This is a genomic window from Bacteroides sp. AM44-19 (assembly GCF_003603395.1).
Taxonomy (GTDB): domain Bacteria; phylum Bacteroidota; class Bacteroidia; order Bacteroidales; family Bacteroidaceae; genus Bacteroides; species Bacteroides uniformis.
On record NZ_QTNB01000005.1, the window covers coordinates 138,716 to 153,387 of the forward strand.

Annotated in this window: 14 protein-coding genes; 3 read left to right on the forward strand and 11 right to left on the reverse strand. The window is 38.8% G+C overall.

Going from position 1 to position 14,672, the window contains the following annotated elements:
* The first annotated feature begins 2 nt into the window (after nt 1-2).
* Nucleotides 3-1,415, forward strand: coding sequence for a tetratricopeptide repeat protein (locus DW947_RS09915; RefSeq protein ID WP_117689179.1), 1,413 nt, complete (start codon nt 3-5; stop codon nt 1,413-1,415).
* Between the two features lie 28 nt (nt 1,416-1,443).
* Complete coding sequence (locus DW947_RS09920; RefSeq protein ID WP_005831315.1) at nt 1,444-2,082, forward strand: DedA family protein; 639 nt, start codon at nt 1,444-1,446, stop codon at nt 2,080-2,082.
* 90 nt (nt 2,083-2,172) lie between these two features.
* On the opposite strand, the gene tpx is transcribed toward DW947_RS09920, so the two are convergent.
* On the reverse strand, nt 2,173-2,673 hold the full coding sequence (gene tpx / locus DW947_RS09925; RefSeq protein ID WP_005831317.1) for a thiol peroxidase: 501 nt from the start codon (nt 2,671-2,673) through the stop codon (nt 2,173-2,175).
* A 126-nt stretch (nt 2,674-2,799) separates the two neighbouring features.
* On the opposite strand from tpx, the gene DW947_RS09930 reads away from it, so the two are divergent.
* Entirely contained in the window at nt 2,800-3,369 is a 570-nt protein-coding gene (locus DW947_RS09930) for an HdeD family acid-resistance protein (RefSeq protein ID WP_098032750.1), read from the forward strand.
* A 99-nt stretch (nt 3,370-3,468) separates the two neighbouring features.
* Here DW947_RS09930 and DW947_RS09935 read toward each other — a convergent pair whose 3' ends face one another.
* The 10 genes from DW947_RS09935 to DW947_RS09985 all read right to left on the reverse strand — a co-directional run bounded on the left by DW947_RS09935 (nt 3,469) and on the right by DW947_RS09985 (nt 14,663).
* Nucleotides 3,469-4,062: a master DNA invertase Mpi family serine-type recombinase gene (locus DW947_RS09935; protein WP_005831322.1), complete on the reverse strand. Its 594-nt coding sequence runs from the start codon at nt 4,060-4,062 to the stop codon at nt 3,469-3,471.
* Nucleotides 4,063-4,291: 229 nt separating this feature from the next.
* Nucleotides 4,292-5,533 carry a DegT/DnrJ/EryC1/StrS family aminotransferase gene (locus DW947_RS09940; RefSeq protein ID WP_117963172.1) on the reverse strand — a complete coding sequence of 414 codons (1,242 nt, stop codon included), beginning with the start codon at nt 5,531-5,533 and terminating at the stop codon, nt 4,292-4,294.
* Between the two features lie 69 nt (nt 5,534-5,602).
* Nucleotides 5,603-6,193 carry a sugar transferase gene (locus DW947_RS09945; RefSeq protein WP_117963174.1) on the reverse strand — a complete coding sequence of 197 codons (591 nt, stop codon included), beginning with the start codon at nt 6,191-6,193 and terminating at the stop codon, nt 5,603-5,605.
* A 453-nt stretch (nt 6,194-6,646) separates the two neighbouring features.
* The gene (locus tag DW947_RS09955; protein ID WP_117963176.1) at nt 6,647-7,399 is read right to left on the reverse strand and encodes a glycosyltransferase family 2 protein; all 753 of its coding nucleotides are present in this window, start codon (nt 7,397-7,399) and stop codon (nt 6,647-6,649) included.
* Between the two features lie 5 nt (nt 7,400-7,404).
* A complete protein-coding gene (locus tag DW947_RS09960; protein ID WP_117963178.1) occupies nt 7,405-8,712 on the reverse strand; it encodes a UDP-glucose dehydrogenase family protein in 1,308 nt (435 codons plus the stop codon).
* A gap of 41 nt (nt 8,713-8,753) precedes the next feature.
* Complete coding sequence (locus DW947_RS09965; RefSeq protein ID WP_117963180.1) at nt 8,754-9,662, reverse strand: glycosyltransferase family A protein; 909 nt, start codon at nt 9,660-9,662, stop codon at nt 8,754-8,756.
* 13 nt (nt 9,663-9,675) lie between these two features.
* Complete coding sequence (locus DW947_RS09970) at nt 9,676-10,740, reverse strand: glycosyltransferase family 4 protein (RefSeq protein ID WP_117963182.1); 1,065 nt, start codon at nt 10,738-10,740, stop codon at nt 9,676-9,678.
* Between the two features lie 61 nt (nt 10,741-10,801).
* On the reverse strand, nt 10,802-12,040 hold the full coding sequence (locus tag DW947_RS09975; RefSeq protein WP_117963184.1) for a hypothetical protein: 1,239 nt from the start codon (nt 12,038-12,040) through the stop codon (nt 10,802-10,804).
* Nucleotides 12,037-12,987: a glycosyltransferase gene (locus tag DW947_RS09980; protein WP_117963186.1), complete on the reverse strand. Its 951-nt coding sequence runs from the start codon at nt 12,985-12,987 to the stop codon at nt 12,037-12,039. The genes DW947_RS09975 and DW947_RS09980 overlap by 4 nt, the downstream gene beginning before the upstream one ends.
* A 146-nt stretch (nt 12,988-13,133) precedes the next feature.
* Nucleotides 13,134-14,663, reverse strand: coding sequence for a lipopolysaccharide biosynthesis protein (locus DW947_RS09985; protein WP_117963188.1), 1,530 nt, complete (start codon nt 14,661-14,663; stop codon nt 13,134-13,136).
* Nucleotides 14,664-14,672 lie beyond the last annotated feature (9 nt).

Consider the following 14,672-nt stretch of genomic DNA (forward strand, 5'->3'; position numbering starts at 1 on the left):
ATATGAGTAAAAAAAACCTGCTGTCCGGAAGAGACAAAGAACTGCAAGAAATGGCAGAACAATATGAAGCTGCCAAAGCAGAGAACAGAACCATCTATCTGGACGCAGACGACTTAGCCGACCTCGCAGACTGGTATGCCGTGCATCATAAATATGCCATGGCTACCGAGGTCGTAGAGTATGGCTTGGGAATACATCCGGATAATACGGCTCTGTTGGTGGAACAGGCATACTTGTTCCTCGACACCCAGCATAAAGAGCAAGCCAAAGATATATTGGAACGGATTGCCGAAGAATCTTCCGAAGTGAAAGTGCTGAAAGCCAACCTACTGTTGGGCGAAGGCAAAGAAGAAGAAGCGGAAGCGATACTCAACAGCATAGACGATAAGGACGACCTGGCCAATATCGTCGATGTATCCTATATGTACATTGACATGGGATTCCCGGAAAAAGCATTGACATGGCTGACGCGCGGACTCGAAAAATATGCCGAAGAAGAAGCCTACCTTGCCGTCACCGGCGATTGTTACTATGCCCAGGGACTGTTTGAAAAAGCCACCTTCTTCTTCAATAAGCTGATTGACAAGAATCCGTATTCGGCTCCTTACTGGTTTGGACTGGCCCGTTGCTACTTTGACCAGCAGATGTTCGACAAAGCAATCGAAGCATGCGACTATGCCACGGTGGCCGATGACGAGTTTGCCGATGCCTACCTGATGAAAGGACATTCCTTCTTCCAATTGGGAAATGAGGAAAGTGCCATGGAAAACTACCTGCAAGCCGAAAAGTTCCATCTCGTCTCCCACGGTTTCATCAACACCTTCATCGGCCTGAACAAAACCTCCAAAGGAGAGTGGAAAGAAGGATACGACTATCTGGAAAAAGCCATAACGGCCGAAGACAGCCATGACTTCGCCTTGCCTTCTCTTTATGCCAATGCAGCCCTATGCCTGCACAAGATGGGAAAAAAGCGCAAAGCCCACCAATATTGTAAAAAAGCATACGACCTGGCACCCGAAGAGATAGACCCGTACCTGATTGAGGGACGCATCTACATGGAAGAAGGTGAGTATGAGAAAGGTGTGAAGAGATGGGCCAAAGCCTTAGAGTATGCCCCCTATGCGGATACCTGGCACGAAATAGGCATGTGTAGCATGGAAATAGGACAACTGAGCTATGCCAAGCTGGCCTTTGAACATGTCAAAGAGATGGAACCGGACTTTGAAGGTATCAACGAAAGGCTGACCTCTCTGTATATGCTGCTCAAAGACAAAGAGAACTTCATGAAGTACAACCAGCTGTGCGAACATCCGTTCAGGCTGGAAGAGTTGGATAGATTACAGCAGATACTACAAGAAGATAATCAGGAAGAGCTGGCCCTAGTGATGAAGAATATTTTCAATGCATTACAATAACAGTAATTATATACCACTAATCTAGCAAATGGAATCAGTAGCCTTTATCCAATGGTGTCTCGACCACCTCAATTACTGGACCATCACTTTATTGATGGCCATTGAAAGTTCGTTTATTCCCTTCCCCTCGGAAGTTGTAGTCCCTCCTGCCGCTTGGAAAGCCGCCAACAATGACAACATGAATATATATCTGGTGGTATTGTTTGCAACCATAGGGGCAAATATCGGAGCCTTGATAAACTACTATCTGGCAAAATGGCTGGGACGCCCCATCATTTACAAGTTTGCCAACAGCCGTTTCGGGCACATGTGCCTCATCGACGAAGCCAAAGTGCAGCATGCGGAGGAATACTTCGATAAGCATGGAGCCGTATCAACCTTTGTCGGCCGCCTGATACCTGCTGTTCGCCAGTTGATATCCATCCCTGCCGGTCTGGCACGCATGAAGCTGGGAACTTTCTTGCTGTACACCACCTTGGGTGCAGGCCTTTGGAATTCCATCCTGGCTTTTATCGGATATTACTTGTCCACAGTACCCGGCATCGAGAACGAGGAACAGCTGCTTGCCAAAGTAACGGAATACAGCCATGAGATAGGTTATGTATTTATCGGCATCGGTGTACTAATCGTGGCATTCTTCATCTATAAAGGAATGAAGAAGAAATAAAAAAGAAAACGGCATGATAATAAAAAAGCGGTGGACAGCATGATAAATTCTGTCCACCGCTTTTTATTGTTTATCCCAAATCCAAACTTTCTACTTTACAGCTGCAATAGCTTTATCATAATCTGGTTCTTGCGTAATTTCAGGTACCAATTCCGTATAGGCAATCTTACCATCCTTACCGATAACCACTACCGAACGCGCCAATAGACCTGCAAGCGGTCCGTCGGCCATGCGTACCCCGTAGTTTTCATCAAAATCGGAGAAACGGAAATCAGACAAAGGAATCACATTCTCAATACCCTCCGTTGTACAGAAACGTGCATGTGCAAAAGGTAAATCCTTGGAGATTGCCAACACTACCGTATCGGGCAGGCCGGCAGCCAGTTTGTTGAACTTACGTACAGAAGTAGCGCACACACCAGTGTCAAGGCTGGGGAAAATATTCAAAATAACATTCTTCCCGTTCAGTTCCTTCAAAGAGAATGAAGACAAATCTGTTTTTACCAATTCGAAATCGGGGGCAACAGAGCCCACCTTTATAAATTCACCGATAACCTTTACCGGTTGTCCTTTAAATTTTGTTGTAGCCATAGTTTTATCAAATTATATGTATACATAACAAATTACATACAGAAAAAGTTCACCCGAAACTTTTTTCCGGATAAACTGTTATTCTACGGACGAATTAATGATAATCACTTAAAAAATTAAATTCACATGAAAACTATTTTTGACGAACTTCAGCAGGAAGTAAAGAATTGGTGGATTTCACTCATTCTTGGTATTCTTTATGTAATAGTGGCTATAAGCCTGATGTTCTCCCCTCTCAGCGGGTATGCGGTATTGAGCATTCTGTTCAGCGTCTCCATGTTGTTCAGCGGTCTGCTGGAAATATCCTTTGCAGTAAGTAACCGTAGAAGGGTATCCAGTTGGGGATGGTATCTGGCTGGAGGCATCATCGACATGATTCTGGGATTCTACCTGATAGCCTACCCGATGCTCAGCATGGAAGTCATTCCATTCATCATCGCCTTCTGGCTGATGTTCCGCGGCTTCTCATCCGTAGGCTATGCCATGGACCTCAAAAGATACGGGACAAGAGACTGGGGATGGTATGTTGCTTTCGGTATTCTTGCCGTCATCTGCTCGCTCATCATCTTGTGGCAACCGGCAGTAGGCGCCCTTTACGCCGTGTACATGATTTCGTTTGCATTCCTGATTATAGGTTTCTTCCGTATCATGCTGTCATTCGAGCTGAAAAACCTGCACAAGCGTGGGAAAGAGTAGAAGGAAAAGAAAGAGAAAGAAGTATCGGCCGAATAAGTAGCCCACACGAAGCGTGTCAAAAGGAATCCCACCTTTGACACCTTCGTTTAGCCGAATTGCTCAATAACGTCTCAGGAAACGGAACATCGTAGTCCGTGACACTCCCATCTGTCGGGCAAGCTCGGCACACGACTCTCCTCTTTGGTGCTCCCTCACAAGTTTCCTCTTGTTCGCATAGAGTATCTTCATTTTGGGTGTGTCCCCTTTCTTCCTGCCCAGATGTTTTCCCTCCTTCCTCCGTCGTTCCAGTGCTTCTTTGGTGCGCATGGAAATCAGATTACGCTCTATCTCGGCCATCAGTCCAAAAGCAAATCCCAGCACTTTGCTGTTGATGTCATTCTGGAACACATACCCCTCTTTGGTACTGTACAGCACCACTCCCCTTTTGATGCAGGAGTTAAGAATGGTCATTATCTCCAGCAGTGTCCGGCTAAGCCGTGAAATCTCCGTTATAATCAAGGAGTCTCCCGGTTTCATCCGGTCCAACAAGCCCGCCAGTTTACGCTCTTTGCTACTCACTTTTCCGCTGACCGTCTCCATGTACCATCTGTCGATGCTCAACCCATTCTTTTCCGCGAAGCGTATAATTTCCTCGCGCTGATTCTCTAAAAACTGTTTTTCTGTACTTACTCTTAAATAAGCTACTACTGCCATAATTGATAAACGTTTATTGGTTATTATTCACCACCAAAGAACGGTTATTCAAGTAAGAGTGGCAACACACAACTATGACTCTCTATCACAGAGGATCACATTATGGACATCCCCCGAAGCCAGGGAAGACTTCTCGGTAACCATCTTAAATATGCCTATAAACAAAGAAAACAGCCCCACTGAAGCTGTTTTCTGAAATTAGTTCATAAAAAATTGATACTATGTAGTTTCATAGTATACTCTTCTTCATTTCATTCACTATGTATCTCACATCCTCATCCGTCACATAAGGACCACTCGGCAAGCAAAGACCACGTTTGAACAAGCCCTCACTGACACCATTCACATAGGCAGGATTAGCCGCATAAACCGGCTGGAGGTGCATGGGCTTCCATAAGGGACGGCTCTCGATACCGGCTTTATCCAAGCAAACACGCATGGCCTCTACATTACGGTTAGGCTCACAAGAAGTATGGGCATTCACTGACTCATGCGTAACACCGGCGGCACCACCTACGGCGCCTTTTACTGTCTCACGGTAGGCATCCTCCTCACCTCTCACATGCAGATTCCCGTCAAGCAGTACCGTGTTCAGCCAATAATTGCTGTCATAACGTCCGGAAGGATTCTCATGAAGCGTGATTCCCTCCACATCGGCCAACAACTTACGATACAGACCGCACAGATGCTTATGGTGCGCTATATGCTCATCCACCACCGTCATCTGACCGCGGCCGATTCCCGCACAAATGTTACTCATCCTATAATTATAGCCTATACGCTCATGCTGGTAGTAGGGATAGGACTCACGGGCCTGGGTAGCATAGAACATTATCTCACGTTTGGACTCTTCATCAGGGCAAATCAAAGCACCGCCACCGCTGGTGGTTATCATCTTGTTGCCATTGAAAGAAAGCACACCATATTTGCCAAAAGTTCCAAGAACTTGCCCGTCAAACTTGCTTCCAAAGCCTTCGGCGGCATCCTCTATGACCGGAATATCATATTTATCTGCCACCGACATGATTTGGTCTATCTTGTAGGGCATCCCATACAAAGCCACCGGAACAATCGCTTTGGGCTTTCGGCCGGTCTTGTCGATACGGTCCCTAATAGCCTGCTCCAGAAGAACCGGGTCCATGTTCCAGGTATCAGCCTCAGAATCCACGAATACCGGAGTAGCACCGAGGTAGGTCACCGGATGGGAAGAGGCACAAAAGGTAAAGCTCTGTACTATCACTTCGTCGCCCTGACTAACTCCGCAAGCAAGCAGGGCCAGATGTACAGCCGCAGTGCCCGCACTCAAAGCCACCACCTTTTTATTCTGCCCCACGAAGCGTTCCAAATCCTGCTCAAAGGCATTCACATTCGGACCGAGCGGAACCACCCAATTCGTATCGAAGGCTTCCTGTATGAAACCCATCTCCTTGCCGCTCATGTGGGCGAGGCAAAGATATATTCTTTTATCCATAAATATATGTGATTATTCTAATGATTCGATTTCCTCACATAATGAGAAATAAAAAGAAAAGAAAGGATTTTATAAATCCTTTCCAAGTACTGTATAAATAATGATTTTAATGTCATACCAAAAAGACCAATTATCCAAATATTCAATGTTTATCCGTACTTTATCCGGGAACAAGACCTCATCATTATACTTCTGAGGATCGTCTTGTTCCGCCAACAGTTCTTCTTCATTTCGGTATTTTAAACTGGCAGGCCCCGTAATGCCCGGCTTCAATAGAAGCATCCTCCTATCCTCTCCTTCCAGTTTATCAGCATACCCCGGCACATCCGGGCGAGGACCTACAAAGCTCATGTCACCTATCAGCACATTCCACAGTTCGGGCAATTCATCCAGCTTATATTTCCGCAATTTGGCTCCCAAAGGAGTAATGCGGCTTTCCCCTTTCACTGAAACAGAACTGCCGGAATGACTGACCATCATAGAACGAAATTTATACATGGTAAATAATTTACCGTACCGCCCCACTCTTTTCTGTTTGAAGATAACAGGACCACCAGGCATTTTTACACGAATCAAAATGCCAACAATAAGCAATACTAGGGATAAGAAGATTAGGCCGAAAAGGGAGGCTGCTCGGTCAAAAAGGAATTTAAAAAACATTATATCTACAAGAATCTATTCTTTCTTATTTATTTCTTTAGCAGGAATACCAACCACAATAGAGTTGTCCACAACCGATTTATTCACCAAGCTGCAGGCTCCTATCGCCACATTCTCCCCTACCACTACCCCATCTTCACTGCGAGCAATATTAGGAAATTGTCACATTATCCCCAATTTCTATTTTGTCGTAACACATATCATCCAAATAGCAGCACATTCTGATGAAAGTATGTTTAGCTATCTTATAACCACACCATCTATAGTATTGTACCCTTAGATTAGAAAAAGGGATTATTGGTATTAGTACTGCCGAAAGCCATTTCCTTATAGGCTTTGAGACAAGAGTAAGTAAAGAATAACAACAACAATGTGAAAGAATGGTAAATTCTCTTTATAAGTTTTTCTCCATAGCCAAGAGAAAAGCGTTTCTTTACGTATAATATCCATAACTCAAATCCTCTTCCACACCGCATTTATTGCATACCCACAAAAACAATAGGCAGCATACCATACAGACAAGTTTTCTATTTCCTGATATACTCGCCAAACGTCCTTCGCAGCTTTCCATTTCTTCGCAGTATTGGATGTGGAAACCAAACGATAACCAGCCAAAACATCTTTCAGACCATACGCTTTAAATCCACGTTTCATTATCAACAACCACAAAGCCATATCATGGCTGCTCTTTATTAAAGGCATCTTGAAATCACCAGTCTGTTTCCTATCAATTATTACTGTCAGGCAGCCAATAATCGTATTTCGCAGATATTGCTGATAACTTAACGATGAAGGAACTTTTACAATAATCCCCGTCTTTTCTCCATTTTCTTCCATTACATAATAATTAGAAAATGTAAAGGCATAAGAATATCGTTCCATAAAAGCCAGTTGCTTCTCCAGTTTATGTTCGTCCCACACATCATCGCTATCCAAAAAAGCAATATATTGTCCTTGCGCATGTTCCATAGCCACATTACGTGCCGCGGCCGCTCCTACATTTTTGTCCAACGGAAACAGTTTTATTCTTTCATCTATATCGGAATACCTGCGAGCTACCTCCACAGAATTGTCTTTTGAACAATCATCTGCAATCAGCAATTCCCAGTGGGAATATGTCTGTAACAACACAGAATTTATACTTTCACCTATAAAACGTGCAGCATTATATGACGGCATTATTATAGAAACTAAACCTTCTATCATAACCCTTATCCAATCTTCAAATAATCAATCCCTTCCAAATCCGAAGCACCGAACACATTCCTACCGTCTATCAGTACCGGGTTTTCCTTCATTGCCTTCTTTATCACTCCCCAACTGGGCATACGGAATTCTTTCCATTCTGTCACATGGAAAATGGCATCTGCATCAAGTACGGTATCATACATATTCTTACCATAAGAAATCACATCGCCAATACGACGTTTGCACTCCCCCATAGCAACCGGGTCATATGCACAAACTTTGCAACCGGCTTTCAACAATCTATCAATCAAGGTCAAAGACGGAGCTTCACGCATATCGTCCGTTTCTGGTTTGAAAGCAAGTCCCCAAATGGCAACTTTCTTACCTCTGATATTTCCGCCAAAATGCTTTTTAAATTTTTCAAACAAAATGTTCTTTTGATCTTCGTTGACAGTTTCTACAGCATTCAGCACACGCATATCATATCCATTTTTAGCTGCGGTCTTGATTAAAGCTTTCACATCCTTTGGGAAACAAGAGCCTCCATATCCACACCCTGGATAGAGAAACTTACTACCAATGCGACTATCCGTACCAATACCTTTGCGTACCATATTCACATCCGCTCCCACCAGTTCGCACAAATTCGCAATATCATTCATGAAGCTAATACGGGTTGCCAACATTGAATTAGCCGCATACTTAGTCATTTCAGCTGAAGGGATATCCATGAATATCACACGAAAATTGCTCAGTAACATCGGTTTGTAAAGGCGGGTCATCAACTCCTTGGCCTTTTCACTTTCTACACCTACTACTACACGGTCAGGCTTCATAAAATCATCGATAGCATTGCCTTCTTTCAAGAATTCCGGATTAGAAGCCACATCAAAATCAATCTGAACACCGCGCCTATCCAACTCTGTTTGAATTGCAGCCTTTACCTTTTTAGCAGTACCAACCGGTACAGTACTTTTAGTTACGACCACCAGATATTTATTCATGTGCTGACCTACTGTTTTTGCAACTTCCAATACATAACGTAAATCTGCACTACCATCTTCATCAGGAGGGGTACCCACCGCACTGAATACTACTTCTACATCATCCAATACGGATGCCAAATCTGTCGTAAAATGTAAGCGTCCAGCTTTCATATTACGTGACACCATGCTATCAAGATTAGGCTCATAGATAGGAATCTCCCCCCGTTTCAAGTTTTCTATCTTCTGTGTATTCACATCTACACACGTTACATTAGCACCCAATTCTGCAAAACAAGTGCCAGACACTAAGCCCACATAGCCGGTGCCTACAATTGCTATATTCATAAAAAAATTGTATTTATTACTACGCTTTAACCAACAGCAAATCAACAGTTAATCCGTTGTTCATTCCTACTCAAAAGATTACCATCATTATCTAAAATCACACCATAAAAATCAAAAATCGCACGAATTTGCTTGTCATTTTGATGTTCAAACCTATTAGTATGTGTTAAAGCCGAACCTTTATGAAAATACTGGTATAAAGCATCAAAAGAATAATCTGAATGATTTTTATATATAACATGTTTGGGAGTTTGCTTTAACATCCCACAAAACCAAAACCACACATCATCCGCTAACGGGCAAAGTGTCAAGAACTCCTCCTTCTTTATTACAAGAGAATCTAACGAATAAGGCGGATATAAAACAGCACCGACTCCACATGGAAATATCAAATTCTGCCCTAACGTGTCTATTTTATATTGACGCCAAGTTTCGTACCTACAGGCATATCCATCTTTTAAAAAAGGCTTACTACCGTTCAGACAACATATCGCATTAGGAGTTTTACTATTTATTTCAACTAAACGCTTGATTGTATCCCTTGTATAAAGAATATCATCATCTACAGTAATAATACTATCATTAGGATATTTAACTAAACAAGGAATCAACTTTGTATAAGACCTCATATCTTCGCAAAATAAAAACTCAACACCTTTTTTTTTCAAACTTACAAGTTTTTTAGGCAAATTTTCATCATTCCACTTTATCCCATCTAGGCAAAGAATAATACGATCTGGCTTTACAGTTTGCCTCAAAATAGAAACTAATGAATAGTAAACTACCGACTTTTCCACTCTTCTTCCATAAGAGGTCATAGATACAATCAATTTACTATTAATATTGGGATTAGGAGATAAAGATGGGATTACAAACACTTTACAATCTATAAGCCACTTATAAATATAGCCCAAAACTACGTTTTTGAGAACTTTTAAATTACTTAACATTATTAGTAGACATTTAGAGTTGCCGTTTCCACAAATCAAGAATTTTTGCAAATTCAAATTCTTGAGCTTTCAATATCGCATTCTTTCCCATTTTTTTACGAAGTGTTTCCGACTCCATAAGTTTTGACAATTGGAGTTCAAAACTTTCATTATTCAGCTCCTGAATTAAATAGCCATTATAGCCATTCTGCACAATATCACGAGGTCCACTAGGTACGTCATAGGCAATACAAGGAATCCCTGATTCACAAGCTTCTAACAAAACGAGGGAAAATGCTTCAATTCTAGAAGTTGTAACAAAAATAGAAGACTTTATATATTCACTTTGTATATTTTCAACAGGAGCATGAAGTCTTATTCGCCCTTGCATATTATTTTCTTTTATCAAAGCATTTAATCGCTTTTTCTCACCATCATCCTGACCATAAATATCTAACACCCAGTCATCATATTCAGATAAAACTCTTGCACAACTTTTTATCATTAAATCAAACCTTTTCCATTTTTCCAAACGTCCTACAGCTATAAGTCGTTTCATATTACATCGTGATTTAATTTCTGTAGTAAACGGTAAAGGATTGGGAATCTTTATCACATCTGTTGCATATTTCCTATATTGCTCCATATCCATAGAATTAATGCAGACAATTTTAAATTTATAGAGATTTGACAACATTATTTTACGCAAATAAAAAGGAGTTGGATGATAAAAACTTGTATGAATCCAAGCCATTAGTCTTTCATCATCTTTATTCCCAATAATTGATGTCAAAATTATAGCCATAGACGAGCATGCAATAAAACGGCAGATATCGGTTTGATGAAGGAAACACTGTAATTTCCTTAATATGGGAAAGTATTGCAATTTCCTCAAGACACTTAATTTTCTATTTTTAAATCCAAGATTCTCAATGGTAATTCTCTCATCAAACGGATAGAAGCTTTCTGCTTCATAAGGAGTTAAAATTGTTATTGAAAAAGAGTCACATAGTCCATTGGCAATCAAGGAAAGCATTCGCTCCCCTCCTCCAACATTTGACAAATCCCTTGCTGTAAAAAATACTATTTTTTGTTTCATATGACATTTGAAAAACTGACATTTAAAGGAAGAATCTCATTAGCAAAGAAAAAAATAGGACCTATCGAAAAACAGCTAATTTTTCCCTATTCAGATGTAAATAATAAAAAAGAATAATCATCATATGTTCTGGACAATACATAAAAGATAATCCTTTGGCATGAATAACCAATAGATAAGCAAGCACTATGTATTCAAATAAATGTTGTCTAATCTTATATCGCTTACTATAATTAGTCAACATACGCCAAGTAAGTACAACTGAATATATCAAAAAAGCTATACCACCATACAAAATCTGACGCAAATAACCTACATCTATTTTGCCATAATAGGTGCCATCCGGATTCGAAAATCTTCCATCTCCTAACAAATAAGTAAAAAAGCCAATAGAAATCTGCCACATTTCTGCAACTCTATCAGAGCTACTCGTACTGAAAGAACCACTATCTTTATAATTATAAAATATTTGAAATGCATAAGCGAATACAGATTCGTCTATTACTTCTTTTAATGACGATGGCAATGCTAGATACAAAATAGAGATTAATAAAATAGTAAATACGAAAATCTTAAATAATGACTTAAACTTATTTTTTTTAGACGACAAAAACAAATATCCCAATGCTGCAAAAAATCCAATAAAACCTGTTCTTCCCACAAACATATTCGCAGCAAAAAAAACAAAAAAAACACCTATCCATTTAATGTTAGAACTTTCAACATAAAATTTCATTACAAAAATTGAAATTAGTCCAAAACTTGTAGTCAAGCCGTAAAATTGATCTCCAGCAAGAGCTAAACCTCTAAAGGTTCCATAATTTAAATAACGATCTGTTATTTCCGTTACAGACTCAAATTGAAATTGTCTAACAATCTCCAATAAGGAAGGCGACACAAACGCTGCTAATATAACAACTGACTGAATTAAATAAATATAAACTATAAATTCTAATTGATATTCTCTATATTGTCGGGGCAATAATGCCCACAATAAAAAAATATCTACCATGCAAATAAAAAAACGAATTGTTCCGGAAAGCATGGAAAAATCCATTGTCATAAGACAGATTGGTATTAACCAAACAATTATATTATATATAATTGTTGAGTTTAACAGCTTTTGAAATACACTATTTTTCAGCATTGGCAACCTAATCAATGCTGAAGAAACACAAATACAAGAAATCAGCAATAAAATTGTCGCCAAATATCTTGTATTGATACCGTTGATTTGAAAACCAAAATGTAAAAAAAACAACAAGACTATATATAATAATAATAGTATGTGATTTTTCATACCAAATTAGAATTGTAATAGATTGGATTTTTTCCAAATACAAATCTCTTCATATATCGGACAAATGCACCAAATCCCAATTTAAATACATCTGCTGAGAAAACATAATAAAGTAAACTACCTAAACTGTACCTCTCTAAAGATAGATAACATGCTTCAATCACTCTAGGATTGCTGATTTTTTGCTTAATACTCTTAACAGTCCATACTTTTATAGGTGATTCGAACAAATCTTTAATTTCATCTTCAGACAAATACCTTTCAAGATATTTCCGTCTACAAGCCATAACAGATTTTATAGTTTGTAAATTATACGGTTGAGACACTTGTGCATCTGATATACGATACTTAACTAACGCCTCATCCAAGTTGGCAAATTTCCCTAAACTAATCATATTAATCCACATACAATAATCCTCTGCATTTTTATAGTCATAATCATATTGCAACTTATTCTTTACTATTATGTCCTTTCTCATCATCACAGTAGGATGAGCAAAACAAGTTGAAAAAGCGAGCATTTCTTTTAGGATTTTATCTTTAGTAGGAAATGACAATTTAACATATTTATTACTCTTTGTGCCAAAATACTCTATTTGAGCACCACATATAATAACTTCAGGATGTGAATCCAAATATGCCACCTGCTTTTCCAAACGTGTAGACATACATATATCATCCGCATCCATTCGAGCAATATATTTACATTGAGCTATAGAGAGCCCTCTATTTAAAGTATAAATCAGCCCTCTATTTTTATTATTCTTTAAATACTTAATTCTATCATCTTTAAATGATAAAATTATTTCTTCTGTTTTATCTACGGAACCATCATTAATAATATAAAGTTCCCAATCTTTATAGGTTTGATTAATAATACTCTGAATCGTTTCTGAAATTGTCGATTCAGCATTATACACAGGTAGCAAAATTGAAACTATTGCCATTATTCAATTATGTAAATCATTTTTCAGCCCAACAAGTTTATATCTTACATCAAAAATGTAGTAACAAAAAATAATAAGATTACATCAAAAACTGATTTGGGGAATTTTCAACAATCCTATAGCTATCTTAAAACTTTTATTTATAACTATCTCTTAAAACTTTTCAAAATATTTTTTGCAAAATCTACTGAATCTTTGAATTCTGGAAAGAATCTATACATAATCAGAAGTAAGATCGGAGATAAAAATAGTGTAATAATACCTACACTCAATAATCGTATCCACAGAATTTCTAGGGAAAAGCTACAAACAAAATCCGTTACATAGCAAGCAACAGCAATCATAACTAAATATCCAACTTGCTTCATAACAAACGTCATAAAACTTTTGCCTTTAAAATAATAATGAAACACAATCCAACCTCCATAACCATGACCTATTAAAATAATGGTAATAATGGTAGCTAACAGAATACCATTTACTCCCCAAAAGTAACCAAGAACAAAATTCAATATCAAATTAGCAATGGCCTCTATCAAAACTCTATATCTTCCATACCACCAAAGACCCGCAGCATCTTTATATAGTGCTACAACGTCAGCAAGACTCAATAATGTGAAGTATAAACAGACAAGTACAACAGACACTTGAGAAAACATCATATTTGGTCCCATCCATAGCTCCATAAAAGGCTGAAACATACAATAAAGAAAGCATGTTGCCCATCCACAAATAAACATGTTGAGTAAATACATGCAATTGAAATCTCGGAAATTCTTATCTACACTCTCACTAGCAACACTATTGCCGACCGTTGCTCGTATAGAATCTGGAATTTGATAAAGGATATTGTGAATAGATATCATAATATAGTAGTAATTACTATATATGGCTATCATATTCAAACCCAGAAACATCGATATCACTATACTGTCAAGTGAGTTACGCGATGTCGAACAGACTTTTTGAAGTGCAATACCTTTGGTGTGCTGAATAATAACTTTTTTGTCTTCTGCCGAGATTCTACCATCAGCCTCAATATAAGGGAAATGTATTTGTGCTTTTTTTCCGATTATGATGTTTTCGGTAATTGTAGAAAAAATAAATACTGCAACATAAATATAGTAGTCCTTCAAAAGCAGTAAGACCATAATCTGAACCGTATAAACACAGATATTCAGTACAGTATTTACATTGCTAATAACATCACTTCGCTGATAGGCTATAAGAAGAGCCTTTTTGTGAGCAAAAATAAAATAACTGATAGATGCATTACTCAAATACATAATGTACAGAATATACAAATTCATGCTGGCAGGCACATCCCCTTTGATGATGGTATGTATGAAAGGCAAGAAGCAAAGACCAATAGCTAAAATAGCAACACCAATATAGGCATAGATTTTTTTATAGACAGCCAAAAGAGCTTTAATCTTCAGCATATCTTTTTCAGCCACAGGTTTATACATGCTATAAACCAAAGCGCTACCAATACCAAGTTCAGAAAGATTAAGCACCATCAAGATTGATGAGAATAAACTTCCCAATCCAAGGTACTCACTTCCCAACACATATACTATAACAGTACGCGTGACAAATGGAAGAAAAATCAATACAATCTTATTGATAAATCCTGCAAAAATGTTTCTTATTCCATTTTTAATTCTTGAATCCATCTATAGATA